This is a genomic window from Flavobacterium aeripolare (assembly GCF_013294025.1).
In the GTDB taxonomy this organism is placed as follows: Bacteria; Bacteroidota; Bacteroidia; order Flavobacteriales; family Flavobacteriaceae; genus Flavobacterium.
Genome location: NZ_JABSNL010000001.1, coordinates 93,173 through 110,606, shown reverse-complemented (window position 1 = coordinate 110,606; position 17,434 = coordinate 93,173). Strand labels below are relative to the sequence as shown.

The following is a 17,434-nucleotide window of genomic DNA, read 5'->3' as shown; positions in this document are numbered from 1 at the left end:
AACATTCTCTACCTTAAATCGAATTAACGTAAAACCTTAAATCTAATATTATCAAATTGAACCTTAGAAGGATTGGGTGTCCCACCATTTTGATTAATTGTCATTTTAACTTGGTTAATTTTAGAAGGATTTACATCTCCTTGACCTTGCTCTGATGAATCATAATTAGCTCCAAAATCAGAAGTTTTAACTTCTATCGTCTGCCATCCTGCAGTTGCAATTGTATAAGAATATGCCCAGTTTCCGCCATCACTATCTACAATAAGTAAATCAATTTTAGTTCCTATCGCTCCTCCACTATTTACATCTATAAGATAAAACGCTTTATCAGCATCAGTAGCTGTTTCTTTCAAGAAAGGATTCCCTCCATCAGACTGGCTTCCATTATATCCATTTGCTGTGGCACCTGCCCATGTAAACTCTGCATAATTTCCAGATATTCCTCCTACTGCTGAATAAGTGAGGGTATTAGCATCTCCATATTTTACCCAATTGTTGTTTGGACGTAAGCTACCACCATCAAAGTCAGCTACTTTGTATAAATCAAACCCTTGATCTATATCTAAAAATCTTTTTGTAGTTCCTCCAGGGGTTGTAATCTCTACATCACCTCCAGCAATTGCAGTAGCAGGTACCATAAAACTTAATGAAGTAGAATTAATACGCGTAAAACTAACTGCTTCTCCTGCGAATTTGACAGCGGAAATATTAAAAAACCAACCCCCATTTACCGTAACTACTGTTCCTACTTTTGGAATTGCAGGTTCGAATTTTTCAGAGATGATAACTTTTGGTTGTAGAATTTCAAAACTAGAAACAACTACTTCACCATTCCCTTTTGTGATTTTTAATTCTTGCACTCCAAATCTGCTTCCCTTTTTATCATCAAAAGGGACATTAAAGAATAACGATAGATCAGAACTCAATTGTGGATTAAAAATGACATTAACTACATTGTCAAATTCAACTGTTTTAACATTACTTAGTCCTGATCCTTCTATTTTTACTAAATCCCCGGGATAGCCTTTATCCTTATTTTCAGTTGGCGGAGAGGTAGAATTGTCTAAACTGTATACGCCTTCAAACACTGCGGCACTGCTAGAATCATTATCATTTGAGCATGATGATAGTACTAAACACACAGTCAAGAATCCTATAATTTGTCTACTATTTTTTATTATTTTAATCATTGTCTTATCTTTTTAAGTATTAAAATTGAAAAGGAACTGGCGTCTCTCTTAGCAATGGATTCGCATCTAATTCAGAAGCTGGAATGGGAATCAAGAAAGAATTTGCCGTTGGTGTCACTTTTTTAGAATTTACTTCTAACAAAGCAATATTGCTGTATGCTCCTCTTTCCTGATTTGAAATAATATTTATTGCTTCCGCTCTATCTCTTCTTACTAAATCAAACCAATAATCTCCTTCCATAACCAGCTCGATTCTTCTTTCTTTAAAAATATCATTTTTCGTAATACTCGTTTTTGTAGGTAATCCTGCTCTAGTTCTCACTTTATTGAATGATGCTAAAGCATCTGCTGATGAAGTTGATCCTGAGCCAGCTAGTATTGCTTCAGCATGAATTAATAATACTTCGGCATAACGCAGCATAGTCGTATTTTGATTAGTTTGTTGCGGACATGCTCCAACAAATTCTGCTACTGAACCAATAACATATTTTCTAAAACCCATAGATCCACCAAAACCACCATTACTTACTGTGTAACCTCCTTTTTTGGTTACTAATTCTGGATAAAAATCACCAGGCAACATGATTGTAGATTTTCTTCTTTTATCATTCTCTTCATAAGCAGTACGCAAATCAATACTAGGAACAAAAGTTTTCCATCCTGTATAATCTCCTGTAATTTCAGATGTTGGCGTAATATAAGATTGCGCTGCGTTACCGTATCCATATCCTACGCAACCTACCCATTGTAATGAGAATATTGATTCTCTACTGTTATTATTTGTTGGGCTATTGAATAGTAATCCATAATCATCAATAAGAGAATAATCACCGCTTCTAATCACATTTTCAGCATGAATTTTAGCATTTGGATAATCTTTTAAAGTGATGTACACTTTTGCTAACATTCCATCGCAAGCACTTTTTATCACTCTACCTCTTTCAAGAGAACTATTCCCTGTTACTAACGGTAGACGTTTGTATGCCTCGTTATAATCGCTAATAATAAATTTGTACACATCATCCACATTGTTTCTATAGGTAGGAACTTTATCTGTGTACTGCTCAATTTTGTTTAAAATAGGCACCGCACCAAATAGTCTAACCAAATAAAAGTAAGCAGTAGCTCTCATAAAATAAGCCTCCCCTTTAACTCTTTCAACTACTTCAGGAGTAGTTTCTGGTCCTACGTTTTTTTCTAAGTTGTTTAATAGTGTATTCGACTGTGCTACAACATTAAATAATGATTGCCATCCTTCAAAAACAAACTGATTAGTTGAATTTATTGAGAAGTTCTCAAATTGCGCTAAATCAGAATAAGCACCCACAGCGTTACCGGCATAAGTATCCAATCCGTAAACAAACTTCTCATTAAAATAGAACCAAGGACGACCGTAAAGTCCGCTACCAGACCCTAATATTTGTCCATCTGAAGTATAAAAATTATCTAGAACTAATTTATCCTCTGGCGGATTGTCTAAAAATTCTGTTGAGCACGATACTGTAAAAAATACAGCTATCAAAAGCACGAAATATTTAGTTGAATTTTTCATGTTGTTATTTTTTAAAAATCTAAATTTAAACCTAATGTAAATACTCTAGCAACTGGGTAACGACCATTGTCAACTCCTGATAATAAGGCATCTTGACTAAACGAACCTACAGCAGGATCTAACCCAGAATAGTTTGTGATTGTGAACAAGTTTTGTCCTGTCATGTATATTCTTAATTTACTAAAAAATTTAGTTCTACTTATAAATTCCTCAGGCATAGTATAACCAAAAGTTACATTTTGTAATCTTAAATAAGATCCATCCTCCACAAATCGGTCAGAAACTCTACTGTTTCCATTAGGATCACCATTTACATATCTTGGTATGTTTGTGTTTTCATTTACACCTGCTATAAAACGGTTGTTTACATCAGCACTTTGGTTTGAATACGGTCCACCAGTTCCACCTAAACTTTCAGTAAGTTTTCTAGTCCAGTTGTAAATTTTGTTTCCTTGCGTTCCTAGAAATACAATAGACATATCAAGGTTTTTGTATGAGATATTATTGATTACACTGTAGGTAAAATCCGGAATTGGATTCCCAATATTTGTTCTGTCTCCAGAATCAATTTTACCATTACCATTGATATCCTTAAATTTAATATCACCAACCCATACTTTACCATTTGCACCAACCTCATTATCTGGTGTAGGGCTATCAGCAATATCTTGTTCAGATTTGTAAATTCCATCTACTTGATACCCAAAAAACTGTCCTACTGGAGAACCAACTCCCGTTTTTGTTAGCGTATTATTAAATTGAAAGTTTCTGTAAATTGCTGAATTGTCATCTCCAAAAGAAGTAAGCTTATTCTTGAATGTAGAAAATATAAATGAAGAAGTCCAGTTGAAATTATCATTTGAAATGTTTCTAGTGTTTAAAGTAATGTCCCAACCTTTGTTTTCGATATCACCAAGGTTAACAACTTTTGCTCCTAGACCTAAATTACCTTGTTGTGGATTTGTACCCAGATAAGCAGGCACTGGTTCATTAAATAAGAAGTCACTTGATACTTTTTTATAATAATCAACTTCTAAACGTAAGGCATCTTTAAATAATCCTACTTCTACACCAAAGTTAGATGCTTTGGTTGTTTCCCATTGTACCGTTGGGTTTTGAATATTTTCTTGTGCAAAACCAGTTCCAAAACCAGTAGGAAAACTTACAATTGATGAACCATACTTGTAATTACCAATATTCTGATTCCCAACTTCTCCATAACCAGCTCTAAATTTTGCGTGATTTACCACGTCTTTTATTTTTTCGAAAAAAGGCTCATTACTAATTACCCAACCTGCAGCAAATGAAGGGAAGTAACCTGTTTTGTAACCATCTCCAAAATTTGAAGAAGAATCTGAACGTAAAGTTGCAGTTAATAAATATTTGCTATTAAAGGAATAATTTAAACGCGTGAAGTAAGAATTCAAACTATTTGTTCCTTTATAATTGTCATTTGTAGCTGTCTTAGAATCTCCAAGTCCTAGCGTTGTAATATCATTTGATAAATAACCCGTTCTTGATCCTGATACTCCTTCATATTTAGATTCTTGTGATTCTTGACCTAATAAAGCAACAATATTGTGTTTCCCAAAAGTCTTAGAATACGTAAAATAATTTTGTAAAGTCCAGAAAATACTTTGATTTTGTTGCTTAACAGATACACTACTCGTACTTGTTGTTCCTATCGTAATATCTGGGTAAAAAACAGAACCATTAGTAGTATTAAAATCATATCCTAAAACAGATTTAAAAGTCAAATTTTTACTGAACGAAATTTCACCAAATAGGCTTCCTACAATTTTATATTTATCTAGGGTGTTCCCTTTGTTTAAAGCTGTAGCTACAGGATTAGAAGCCGATGTATTACCAAAACCTTCGATTGGCCCACCAAAAGTTCCATCAGAATACCTAACAGGGATATTAGGTGATTGTGATACTGCAGTACTGATTACACCATCTTCAGTGTCGTTAAAAGCTATTTTTTGTTTGGTATTAGATAGCGTAACATTATTTCCTATTTTAAACCAGTCGTTAACAGTAGTATCAACATTCAAACGCATAGAATATCTTTTAAAACCAGTGTTTATTACTATACCATCTTGCTCAAAATAATTCATCGATGTGTAATATCTTGTATTGTCTTTTCCTCCAGAAATAGTCAACTGATGATTTTGCATCTGTGCATTTCTAAAGATTTCTTTTTGCCAGTTTGTTCCTTTTCCTAGTATTTCAGGATTTTGAAATTCGTAGGGAATTTGTTGTCCTAATTCAGTGCTTACACTTGCTCTGTATTTAGCAAAATCTTGTAAATTAAGAACATCTAAAAATTTAGTTACTTGTTGAACACCGGTGTAGCTTTCATAAGAAATCACCGATTTTCCTTTCTTACCTTTTTTGGTTGTGATCAAAACTACTCCATTAGATCCTCTTGATCCATAAATCGCAGTGGCCGATGCATCTTTAAGAATATCCATAGATTCAATATCTGATGGATTTATCGCTGTTAAAGCACTTGACTTTGTTTGTCCGTTTGCACCTCCTAAAGAGTTATAATTAAAAGAGTCGTTATTGTCACCACCATTAATAGGAACACCATCGACAACATATAAAGGCTCATTTCCTGATAACGAGGCAATACCACGTATTCTGATAGAGACACCACCTCCAGGAGTTCCTGAGTTTTGAGTGATGGTAACTCCAGAAACTTTTCCTTGCAAGGCTTGATCTATTCCTGTAAATGGTTGGTCTTTTATTGATTTAGCGCTAACAGTAGAAACAGCTCCGGTTACATCTTGCTTTTTAGCAGATCCATAACCAATTACAACTACCTCGTCTAAGTTATTAGTGTCTTCTATAAGACTTACATTGATAGTACTTTTACTATCTGCTGCAATTTCCTTTGAGGTAAACCCTATAAAACTAAAAACGATTCTAGAGTTTGTAGGAACATTATCTATAACAAAAGAACCGTCTGGATTAGTGATAACTCCATTTGAAGTTCCTTTTACAGAAACATTTACACCAGGCAACGGCAATCGAGCCTGATCTGTTACGACCCCTTTAATGGTCTTGGATTGAGACAGCACCGTCTGAGTGCAAATCATTGCCAACGCTATTAGTGCGAATTTTAGCTTGATCATCATGTTAATTTGGTTTTTATTAGTTAGTTTTTTTAGTACTTGTTAAGTGCGTCACTATTAAATTGTATCGCTTCAAAATCATGTTCACTTTATCGTATTTTTCATAACGACTATTCTGGTTTATCAACATTATTTTGAGAGCTTATTGTAGAAATAAAAAAAAATATTTTTCCCCGCATAGTTTGTTTATTAATGGTTTACTTAAAAAATGAGTTTGTATTTATTAATTAGTTTACAGAGCCAAAATTAGAGGAACAGCACCCCTACAGTATAAAACAAATGATGCAAAATATAGCTCATTTGATGCATCAAAGCCGTTTGAGACCACTGATTACGGTATATTATGAATATTGATTCAAAAAAGCCATTTTATGCGGAATAATCAATCAACAGCGAATGTAATTTTATTAAGTAAAAAAAAACAGCTAAATAAATACAGAATAAGCAAGGGCAGTAAAAACATTTCACTTGTATTTTTACCGATTTTTATCGAAAATTAACACAGATTGAAATCACGATTTAAACACCGCTAATTAGTATACTATAGCCACCGAAATAGGTTAGAAATAATTCAATAAAAAAGAGCCCTTATGGAGCTCTTTTTTATTGAATTCAACTTGATTATAATCTCAATCTAATTTATTTTTTTCAAAATCTGTGGGTAGTTCTCCATATTTTGCTTTATAACATTTAGTAAAATAGGATGGAGATGCAAAGCCCACTATATAACTTATTTCGTTGATATTGCTATCTCCTAATTGTATAAGTTCTTTTGCTTTCTCCAATCGGACATTTCGAATAAATTCATTTACTGAAACTCCTGTCAACGTTTTAATTTTTCGGTACAACTGACTCCTACTTAAAAAAACTTTTGAAGCTAAAACCTCCACACTCAAATCAGAGTCACTAATATTTTCATGAATAAAAGTTAATGTCTTTTGTATAAAATCATTATCAAGAGTAGTTGTCTTTTCTTTCGTGTTCTTGGTGATTCCTTTATAAAATTTATCAAACATGATTTGCCTGCTGTTGATTAATTGCCCTAAACTGGATTTTAAAACATCCATATCAAAGGGCTTACTCATGTACATGTCTGCTCCAGAATCGATTCCTTCTAACTTGTCCTGAACTAAAGCCTTTGCCGAAAGCATCAGCAAGGGAATATGACTCGTTTTTAAATCAGCTTTTACCGCTTTACACAATTCAAGACCATTCATTACTGGCATAATCACATCTGTCAAAATTAAATCAGGCAATTTTTGTTTAGCTAATTCAAACCCTTTCTGACCATTTTCGGCAACAATTACTTTATAACTTTTTTTCAATTCGTCTTTCAAGTAATTTCGCAATTCGGTATTATCTTCAACGATTAATATCGTGTGCGTAATTTCGGCTGTAGTGGCTACTGTATCGCTTGCTGCTTTTTCATCAACCACTGCTTTTTTAATCGACTCTCTCAATACTACTTGATGTTCCTCGTCTAGAATTTCAGCTTCGGTAAAATATTCATTTCCCAACGGAAACACTACGGTAAATGTCGTTCCTACACCCAGTGTACTATCTACTTCAATCTTACCCTTGTGCAATTCAACAAAACCACGCACTACCTCCAGCCCTATTCCTGTACTTCCATAATAGGTTTTATTAAGATTGTTCACTTGGTAAAAACGATCAAAAATACGTTTGATCTCTTTCTTGTTCAATCCTGCGCCGGTATCTTCAATAGCTATTTCAAATGTTTCTACTTTGTTTTGAGTGTTAGCAAGCGGTAAAAAAATCATCTTTTGTGATGCGTTGATACTTACTTTTATTTTCCCGCTGTCAGCAGTTACTTTGAATGCATTGGAAATAATATTGAAAATAATTTTTTCAAACATTTTAGGGTCTAACCAGTCCTGCAGCGATTCTACAGTAGATTCAAATTGTAAATCAATAGCGCGACTCGCAGCTTCTTCTTCAAAATAACTAACAATATTTTTGGTAAAACCCACAACCTCTACTTGCTGTACATGCAAAGCCATTTTATTAAACTGTAGTTTATTAAAGTCCATTAACTCATTAATCAATCGCGACAATCGATCTGAACTTTTGTGAATAACAAACAATTTATTTAAAACTTCAGCAGGTAATCCAAAGCTTTTATTTTTTAAAATATCTTCTAGCGGATTAATAATCAACGTTAATGGTGTTCTAAATTCATGAGAAATATTGGTAAAAAACTGCAATTTCTTTGCATTTAATTTTTCGATTTGAACGGCCTTGTCCCTTTCAAATTGAATAGCTTGCTTCTCTTCAAATCGGTTTTGCAAAAATTTCTTCATGTAAAGAGATAACAGGATAAAAGCCAATAAATATAAGAAATAAGCAAAAGTCGTGCGCCAGAATGGCGGCAACACCTCAATATGCAATTGCAAAGGTTTTTCACTCCACACACCGCCTCTTTTGGATGCTTTAACATTAAAAATGTATTTTCCAGCAGGAAGATTGGTATAGGTAGCAGCTCTTTTTCCTCCCACAAAATTCCATTCTTCTTCAAATCCTTCTAAATAATAAGCATACTCGTTTTTACCAGGATGCGAATAATTTAAACCTATAAATTCAATAGTAAATACTGATTGATCGTACTTCAAAACTAAATGATCTGTCTCTGAAATCACTTTGCTAAGCGGAGAATCTACATCATTAGGACTAACTGATTTATTGAATAATTTAAAGTCACTAAAATATAGTAACGGTTGCTTTGCGCTTTTTGAAATTTGTTTAGGATTGAAATAATTGATTCCTTCGTAGCTACCAAAGTATAAATCGCCGTTTTTATCTTTTAAAACTGAATTATTATTGAAATCGTTATCAAGTAGTCCGTCGTCTTTTGTGAAATTTACGGCATTTTTATTCTTCAAATCAACTTTTGTAATTCCAGCTTTTCCGCTAATCCATATTGCTCCTTCCTGATCTTCAACAATCGCAGCAACTGACTTTTCTACTAATCCCTTATAATTATAATAGTAATCAAAATTATTTGTTGAAGGGCTAAAACTAAATAGTCCGGCTCCATCTGTTCCTATCCATATTTTTTTATTTTGGGACTCGTACAAAGATAAAACCGACTGGTTTTTTTGCATCTTCTTGTCCTTCATCATTTGGTTTTTTAATGCTACGACCTTAAACTTGAAATTATTGTCATGCGTAACTAAAAATAATCCCAAAGTGGAACCAAGCCAAATCCTATCATTTGAATCTACCAGCACTTTTCTAACATCTCCATTTGTCAAGCCATTTGATGAAAATGATGGCGAGTCACAATGGTAAAATTTGTTTTGGGAAGGTACATAGTAATGTAATCCTCTTAAATAAGTACCAATCCATATGATACCATTAGAATCTTCAGAGAAACTAAGCATTCTATTTGAGGCTATACCTTCAGTGTTACCAGTGTTATAATTCACAAAATTATTGGATCCTTTCTTCAAGAAGTAAATTCCGCCATCCCAACTTCCTAACCACACATTCTCTTTACTATCTAAAAATACAGTTTGAATATCATCACTTTTTAAACCCGATAAAAAAGATGCGTTTTTACTGTTGACATGCTTGTTTAATTTTTTAATTGGGTCATAATAATCAACGCCTCCGCCTTCAAGACTAATCCACAATTTCCCTACTTTATCTTTAACGATACCTGTTACCGATCTCGCTTGCAGCGAATTTTCTTTGTTATAAAGATTGCTACCTATAGCATTAAATTTGCTGTATAATTTATCAAATACATCGACGCCTTGATTGTAATACCCCAACCAAATTCGGTTTTCCTTGTCAGAAAATAAGGACCATACTGAATTTGATTTTAAGCTGTTGTTTTCAGTTTTATTATTCAAATACTTTTTGAGAATAGCACCTTGAATATCTACAAGAAACAAACCGTCATTTTCAGTAGCACATAGGATAGCATTGCCCTCAGCTTGTAACATGGCCATCACTCGTTTCTTAGTTATTGGGAATGAATTCTTAGAAAATCCAGTCACATCTCTTGATACCTTGACTAATCCATTATAAAAAGTTCCTAACCATATATTTTGCTTTCGATCTAAAACAATGGATTCTATATGCTCATTGACCAGGGATTCTCCTGCTGCATTGCGCACATTTTTCACGATTTTAGAACCAGCTTGCAAAGACTTTAATCCAAAACTAGTTCCCACGTAAATAGTACCATCTACTGCTTTAGTAAAGCAATTTACCTGATAATTAGTATAAGTGACCACTTCTGAATCTATAAAGGATATAATTGATGTTTTTAAATTGAATTTCAAAATACCTCTCCCGAAAGTCCCAATAATCAAGTTGCCTGAATTGTCTTGAATGATACTTTTTACAGGAACATCACTTTTACCGCCCTTTAATTGCTTTATTTTAAGATCAATAGTTTCAAATTTATTGAGTTCTCGATTGTAAAAACACAATCCCTGATCAGTACCAACCCATAATTTATTGTTTGAATCAACATAAGTACAATAGATAATGTTGCTTATAATCGAACTATCTTTTTGCCAATCATTTTCGAAAACGGTATAACTTAATCCATCATATTTATACAAACCAGCACCAAAAGTACCAATCCACATATACCCATATTGATCTTGAGTAATACAAGAAACTCCTCTTTTAGAAATTCCCTCATTTATATTTATAAATTGATAACCTTCATACAATTTTTGTGAATGTGCCACATTAGTAACTATACTCAACATGATAAACAAGATGAGTATCTTAAAAAATGGGAACGTTTTAATCATTTTCAAAATAAGTGATGGTTAAAAATTATAGTATCAATTTTAATTAAATAAATATGTCCTAGAGGAAATGCATGAGATGGTAAATATCAAATAACTGATTCGAATAAGCAACAATAGTGCATTCTTATTTTAAGTTAATTTTAACATTGTAAAAAAACTTGTAGCTCCTCTATAAATTTCTTTTTTATCGAAAGTTAAGTCCTTAATTTTGATCAATTAAGAAATTTCATTTCCATAATCTCGTTTCCAATGATAAACTGATCTAACAACCTAGGGATAGTGCTCCTCTTTTTATTGTATTACTTGAAACTCTAATACGATATCGTTATGATAGGTTTCAGTGGGTTGCAAAATGGAATTGGGGAAATGACTATTATGAGGAGCGTCAGGAAAGTTTTGAGGTTCAAAACAAACAGCCGGAAAAGCACCTTCACCCAAATTATTTTTGAATTTCAAATTAGGAAATTGTTTGGGAGTGTAAATGACCATTGCGGGTTGATTATGGTAGACATTCATTTTAACTCCAGACTGAGATGAATACAAACTAGCTTTCAACTGCCCCTCTCCCATCACAAATGTATCATCAAAGCCTCCAAATGTAGGTTTATTAATTTTTGAAGGAACAGTGTAATCAAAAGCCGTATTTACCGACTCTAAAATACGTCCTGACGGAATTAATTGCGCATCAACTTCTAGATGTTGCATACTATTAATCCACAATTCTTGATACAAAACAGTACCTGAACCGCTAACATTTATATAAGGATGAATCGTTAAATTAACTGGTGTAGCCTGATCTGTAATCGCTGAATAACTAATTTTTAAAGTATTAGTATCCGTGATTTCAAATGAGGCTTCTACTTTTAATTCTCCAGGATATCCATTTTCTAAATGCGGACTCACATACGTCAAAACAATGGTACTATCTGTTTGTGATTTTAAATCCCAATACTTTTTATCAAATCCTTCCCCTCCGTGCAAGTGGACACCATCGTTATGTTCTAACGGATATACCTTGCCGTCAACTTCAAATTTCCCTTTAGATATTCTTCCAGCATAACGACCTACTGTACTTCCTAAAAACAGAGTTACATCAGTATAAGGTGCTTTGATATACTCTTGAGCTTCTTCTAAACCCACGACTACATTAGTCACAGTACCTGATTTATTAGGAACTTTTAAACTAATAATTGTCGCACCAAAATTGGAAACTTCAAGTTCCATTCCGTTTTTATTCTTTAGAGTATATACTGCCAGAGTGTTCATTTAATGAGTTTTAATAGTAAGTTATTTTGATAGAACTAGTAATCCTAATTTCAAAAATTACATCGTTGCTGTGAATCCTTTAATAAATTAAATAGTATCAGCAGGGTAAACAATTCCCGCCTCTTTACGCACTTGGTCTGCGATAGTGATTAAGTCCAAACTATTTTGATGTGACCACATTTCGCTTTCAATTTTATTAGCAGCGATAGATTTATGACATTCTTCGATTTCATAGGTAAAACCTTTTCCTTTTGTAGGTAAATCAAACTTTGTTTCTACCTCATCTTGAAACAATGAATAACTCTGAGCTTCATGCCAAAGAGGGTCAATTACAATACGTCCTTTTTCACCGCTTATCGTAGCATGCATGTTGGTTCTAGCGATAAAACTACTATGTAAAACCGCTTGTGCTGTTGGATAATTCAAAAGCATGGTGGTTTGTTTGTCGGCTCCGCCTTCATAAAAAAGTGAAGATGCCGCAATGTTTTCAGGTTTCCCTAAAATCATATAGGATAAAAACAAGGGATAAACGCCCATGTCTAATAATGATCCACCGCCTAGATTCACATCTTCTAGGCGGTTTTGACCATTGTTCATTATAAAGCCAAAATCGGCATTTATGTATTGTATTTTCCCTAATTCACCCGCTCTTATTTTTGATAAAACAGCTGTAAAAGTAGGATTGAATCGGGTCCAGAAAGCCTCCATAAAAAAACGATTGTTTTTTCTAGAAGCGGTAATCATTTGCGAAGCTTGTACAAAGTTGATCGCAATTGGTTTTTCGCAAAGCACATGCTTTTTTGCATTTAGTGCTTGTATGCTCAAACTAGCATGCGAATCATGTGGCGTAGCAATATAAATGATATCAACTTGATCATCATCAAGGAGCGAATCGTAATCTCCGTAGCTTTTTACAGCACTAAACGTAGTACCAAATTCGGTCGCTTTTTCTAGTGATCGAGATGCTACAGCATACAACTGTGCATTTTCAACCAAAGCTAAATCACGCGCAAATTGCTCAGCGATATTCCCCAAACCTATAATGCCCCATTTGATTTTATTTTCGCTCATCTTGATAATGTTAATTGATAATCGCTACTAAATATGATAGTGCATTTGCTAGCACAATACAACCTAACATTGTCGTATTTGTACTTTTAACTATTGACTTTCAACTGTTAGCTTTTGACAATTAGCTATTGCCTTTCAACTTTTAACTTACAACTGTTAGCTTTTGACTATTGGCATTTGACTTTTCAACTGTTAGCTTTTGGCTATTGCCTATTGCCTTATGGCTATTAGCTATTTACTTTTACGAGCCATTACTTTTTGAACGGCTTTTAAAATAGCTTCACTATTCAAACCATATTTTGCCATCAATTGTGCTGGAGTTCCGCTTTCACCAAAAGTATCTTTGGTGGCCACATACTCTTGTGGTGTCGGTGTATTCAAGGACAATAATCCCGCGACACTTTCACCTAAGCCACCTAAATAATTGTGCTCTTCACACGTTACAATACAGCCTGTTTTGGCAACCGATTTTAAAATCGCTTCGTCGTCTAAAGGCTTAATAGTATGAATGTTAATTACTTCGGCACTAATTCCCATAGCTTCCAATTGCTCAGATGCTTGTAAAGCTTCCCAAACCAAATGTCCTGTTGCAACAATAGTTACATCTGTACCTTCAGTTAATTGAATAGCTTTTCCAATTACAAATTTATTTTCGTTTGCAACATCGGTATATTTAGGCATAAATATTGGCACTACTGGACGTCCAAAACGTAAGTATACAGGGCCGTGGTGTTCAGCAATTGCAATAGTAGCTGCTTCTGTTTGGTTGTAATCACAAGTATTAATAACAGTCATACCTGGTAACATTTTCATCATTCCGATATCTTCTAATATCTGATGCGTTGCTCCATCTTCACCCAAAGTTAATCCTGCGTGAGAAGCACAAATTTTTACATTTTTATCAGAATACGCAACAGATTGACGAATTTGATCGTACACTCTTCCTGTTGAAAAGTTGGCGAATGTTCCTGTAAACGGAATCTTGCCACCGATAGAAAGTCCTGCTGCAATACAAATCATATTTGCTTCGGCAATACCAATTTGAAAAAAACGTTCTGGGTTTTCTTCAATAAATTTTTCCATTTTAAGCGAACCAATAAGATCCGCACAAAGTGCAACAACATTAGGATTTGTTCTTCCTAATTCGGCAAGACCTGCTCCAAAACCAGAGCGCGTGTCTTTTTGTTCGGTAAATGTATATTTTTTCATTGTTGTAAATTCAAAGATTAAAAAAAGAATAATAGAAAGATTTTTAGCGACAATCTGAAAACTGATCACTCATCCCAGCACTTAAGTAGCAATCAAAGAACTTGAGACTGAATACTGAGACTGAAAACTTTCTAATAATCCCCCAAAGTTTCTGGATTTTGTCCTAATGCGTTTGCTAATTGCTCGTCACTAGGTGCTTTTCCGTGCCATGCGTGCGTATGCATCATAAAATCAACACCATTTCCCATCATGGTATGCAACAAAACACAAACAGGTTTTCCTTTTCCAGTTCTTGATTTGGCATCTTTCATTCCAGCGATAACTGCTTCGATATTATTTCCTTCTTTGATTTCGATCACATCCCAATCAAAAGCAATAAATTTATCCTTCAAACTTCCCATGCACAAAACAGTGTCTGTAGAACCATCTATTTGTTGCCCGTTAAAGTCGATTGTAGCAATAAGATTATCCACTTTTTTGGCAGAAGCATACATAATTGCTTCCCAGTTTTGGCCTTCTTGCAATTCTCCGTCACCGTGAAGTGTATAGACTAAATTAGTGTCTTTATTTAGTTTTTTTGCTTGTGCTGCACCAATCCCCACAGACAATCCTTGACCCAAAGATCCTGAAGCAATACGTACGCCAGGTAAACCATCGTGAGTTGTTGGGTGCCCTTGTAATCTTGAATTTAATAATCTAAAAGTACTTAATTCCGAAACAGGAAAATAACCACGTCGTGCTAGAACACTATAAAAAACTGGTGAAATATGACCATTAGATAGAAAGAATAAGTCTTCATCTTGACCTACCATTTCAAATTCTGGTTTCAATTCCATTAGTTCATTATACAATGCTACTAAAAACTCCGTACAACCCAAAGAAGCCCCAGGATGTCCCGAGTTTACTTTGTGTACCATTCTTAAAATATCTCTTCTGGTTTGAGATACATTATCTTGTAATTGTGAAATTTCCATACTTAGTTTCCTTTTTGGTAATCGGCTAAAAATTGTGCTAATCCGCTATCTGTCAATGGGTGTTTTAATAATCCTGTGATTGAAGATAAAGGACCTGTCATAACATCTGAACCAACTTTAGCGCAGTTGATTACATGCATTGTGTTACGAACAGAAGCAGAAAGAATTTGCGTTCCAAAATCGTAATTATCATATACTTGTCTGATTTCGGCAATTAAACCCATTCCATCGGTACAAATATCATCTAATCTTCCTAAGAAAGGCGATACATAAGTAGCACCTGCTTTAGCCGCTAATAATGCTTGACCTACTGAAAACACAAGAGTTACATTCGTTCTAATTCCTTTATCAGAGAAATATTTACATGCTTTAATTCCTGCAGCAATCATTGGTAATTTCACCACGATTTGTGGGTGCAAAGCAGCTAATTCTTCTCCTTGACTAATCATTCCTTCATAGTCTGTTGCAATAACTTCTGCAGATACGTCACCGTCCACGATTTCGCAAATTTTCACATAATGCTTCAAGATATTATCTGCACCTGTGATACCTTCTTTAGCCATTAACGATGGATTTGTAGTTACTCCATCCAAAACCCCTAAGGCTTGTGCTTCTGCAATTTCAGCTAAATTTGCTGTATCTATAAAAAATTTCATTTTTAGTTATTTTAGTTAGTTTTTAGTTTAATTTTTTTTATTTATTATCCCATAATTGGTTCATTTCCTCTAGAGTTTTCCCCTTAGTCTCTGGTACAAATTTCCAAACAAACAGCATGGCTAAGATTCCCATAACTCCATAAACCCAGTAGGCAAAACCATGATTAAACAATGCGATCAATTCGCTATTTTTATCCATTATAGGAAAAGACCAAGACACAAGATAGTTTGCTACCCATTGCACTGCTACGGCCACGGCTAATGCTTTACCTCTAATATTATTTGGGAAAATTTCTGCTAACAAAACCCAAGTTACTGGACCCCAACTCATGGCAAATCCTGCAACATAAACAAGCATACAAATTAATGCAAAGACACCCATAGAGTGTGTAAAAAATGCTGTACCTAGCGCAAACATTGCTAAGGCCATTCCTAGTGCTCCAATAATCATTAAAGGCTTACGACCAATTTTGTCAACTGTTTGAATTGCTAGAACAGTGAATATTAGATTTATTGCTCCTACTATTATAGTTTGTAGCAAAGCCGTATCTGTTCCTGACCCCATGCTTTTAAAAATTTCTGGCGCATAGTATAATACTACATTGATGCCCACAAATTGTTGAAAAACGGAAAGAAAAATACCAATAACAATCACCGATAATCCGTAAGAAAACAACTTACCTGAATGCGTAGTGACTGTATTTTGAATGTCATTTAATATCATGATAGCCTCTTCTGGACCATTTACTTTTATAAGTACATCCAAAGCTTTTTCGGGTTTAGATTGTAGTACTAAAGATCTAGGCGTATCTGGAACCGAAAATAAGAATACTAAAAAGAGAACAGCTGGCACCACCTCTGAAGCAAACATCCATCTCCATCCAATTGCATTTAACCAAGTAGCATCACCTTGACGTGCTATAAAATAGTTAACAAAATAAACTACTAGCATACCAAAAACAATAGCAAATTGATTCATTGAAACTAACTTCCCGCGATTACGTGCAGGTGCAATTTCAGATATGTAAAGAGGCGATAACATCGACGCTAAGCCCACTCCTATTCCACCAATGATTCTATAGACTATGAAAAGACTGTAAAAAGTATGGTCACCTTGACCTATAGGTTTTACAAACATCTCAGGCATTGCAGAACCTAAAGCTGAAATTAGAAATAAAACTGCAGCCAATATTAGTCCGTTTTTACGACCATATTTCTTGCTTATCACTCCTCCAAAAACACCACCTATGATACAACCTATTAATGCACTAGAGACTAAAAATCCAAGTCGCGCATTAGACGCCACCTCTGAAAGTCCGAAAGGGAGTACGAAGAATTTCTCTAAAGAACTTACTGTTCCTGAAATAACTGCTGTATCATATCCAAAAAGAAGTCCTCCAAGTGTTGCCACTAAAGTAAGTCTCCATAGATAGGCAGAATTTGATGCTGTTGACATATATTTATTTTAATTAATGGTTAGCTATAAAATTTATTGTAGTTGAATATAAGTGTACTAATAGTAGTAGTAGTAGTAAAATTTATATTCGAAAAGTATTAAAACAGCAACGAGAAGTAGTCAACAA

Annotated in this window: 10 protein-coding genes; all 10 read right to left on the bottom strand. The window is 34.3% G+C overall.

The genetic code is table 11. The features are described from left to right. Positions 1 to 23 precede the first annotated feature (23 nt). The 10 genes from HNQ00_RS00410 to xylE all read right to left on the bottom strand — a co-directional run bounded on the left by HNQ00_RS00410 (position 24) and on the right by xylE (position 17,307). Positions 24 to 1,190, bottom strand: a complete 1,167-nt coding sequence (locus tag HNQ00_RS00410) for an IPT/TIG domain-containing protein (RefSeq protein WP_173835994.1) — start codon at positions 1,188 to 1,190, stop codon at positions 24 to 26. 19 nt (positions 1,191 to 1,209) lie between these two features. Beyond that, a complete protein-coding gene (locus HNQ00_RS00405; RefSeq protein ID WP_173835991.1) occupies positions 1,210 to 2,742 on the bottom strand; it encodes a RagB/SusD family nutrient uptake outer membrane protein in 1,533 nt (510 codons plus the stop codon). Positions 2,743 to 2,753: 11 nt separating this feature from the next. Then, entirely contained in the window at positions 2,754 to 5,885 is a 3,132-nt protein-coding gene (locus HNQ00_RS00400) for a SusC/RagA family TonB-linked outer membrane protein (protein ID WP_173835989.1), read from the bottom strand. Between the two features lie 626 nt (positions 5,886 to 6,511). Then, complete coding sequence (locus HNQ00_RS00395; protein WP_254598401.1) at positions 6,512 to 10,675, bottom strand: hybrid sensor histidine kinase/response regulator transcription factor; 4,164 nt, start codon at positions 10,673 to 10,675, stop codon at positions 6,512 to 6,514. Positions 10,676 to 10,966: 291 nt separating this feature from the next. Then, a complete protein-coding gene (locus HNQ00_RS00390) occupies positions 10,967 to 11,941 on the bottom strand; it encodes an aldose epimerase family protein (RefSeq protein WP_173835987.1) in 975 nt (324 codons plus the stop codon). Between the two features lie 87 nt (positions 11,942 to 12,028). Next, the gene (locus HNQ00_RS00385; protein WP_173835985.1) at positions 12,029 to 13,012 is read right to left on the bottom strand and encodes a Gfo/Idh/MocA family protein; all 984 of its coding nucleotides are present in this window, start codon (positions 13,010 to 13,012) and stop codon (positions 12,029 to 12,031) included. 231 nt (positions 13,013 to 13,243) lie between these two features. Next, positions 13,244 to 14,221: a transketolase family protein gene (locus HNQ00_RS00375; protein WP_173835981.1), complete on the bottom strand. Its 978-nt coding sequence runs from the start codon at positions 14,219 to 14,221 to the stop codon at positions 13,244 to 13,246. Between the two features lie 131 nt (positions 14,222 to 14,352). After that, positions 14,353 to 15,195 (bottom strand): transketolase, encoded by an 843-nt coding sequence (locus tag HNQ00_RS00370; protein WP_173835979.1) that lies wholly within the window; start codon positions 15,193 to 15,195, stop codon positions 14,353 to 14,355. Between the two features lie 2 nt (positions 15,196 to 15,197). Then, a complete protein-coding gene (gene fsa, locus HNQ00_RS00365; protein ID WP_173835977.1) occupies positions 15,198 to 15,851 on the bottom strand; it encodes a fructose-6-phosphate aldolase in 654 nt (217 codons plus the stop codon). 37 nt (positions 15,852 to 15,888) lie between these two features. Then, positions 15,889 to 17,307, bottom strand: coding sequence for a D-xylose transporter XylE (gene xylE, locus HNQ00_RS00360; protein ID WP_173835975.1), 1,419 nt, complete (start codon positions 17,305 to 17,307; stop codon positions 15,889 to 15,891). Between the last annotated feature and the right edge of the window lie 127 nt (positions 17,308 to 17,434).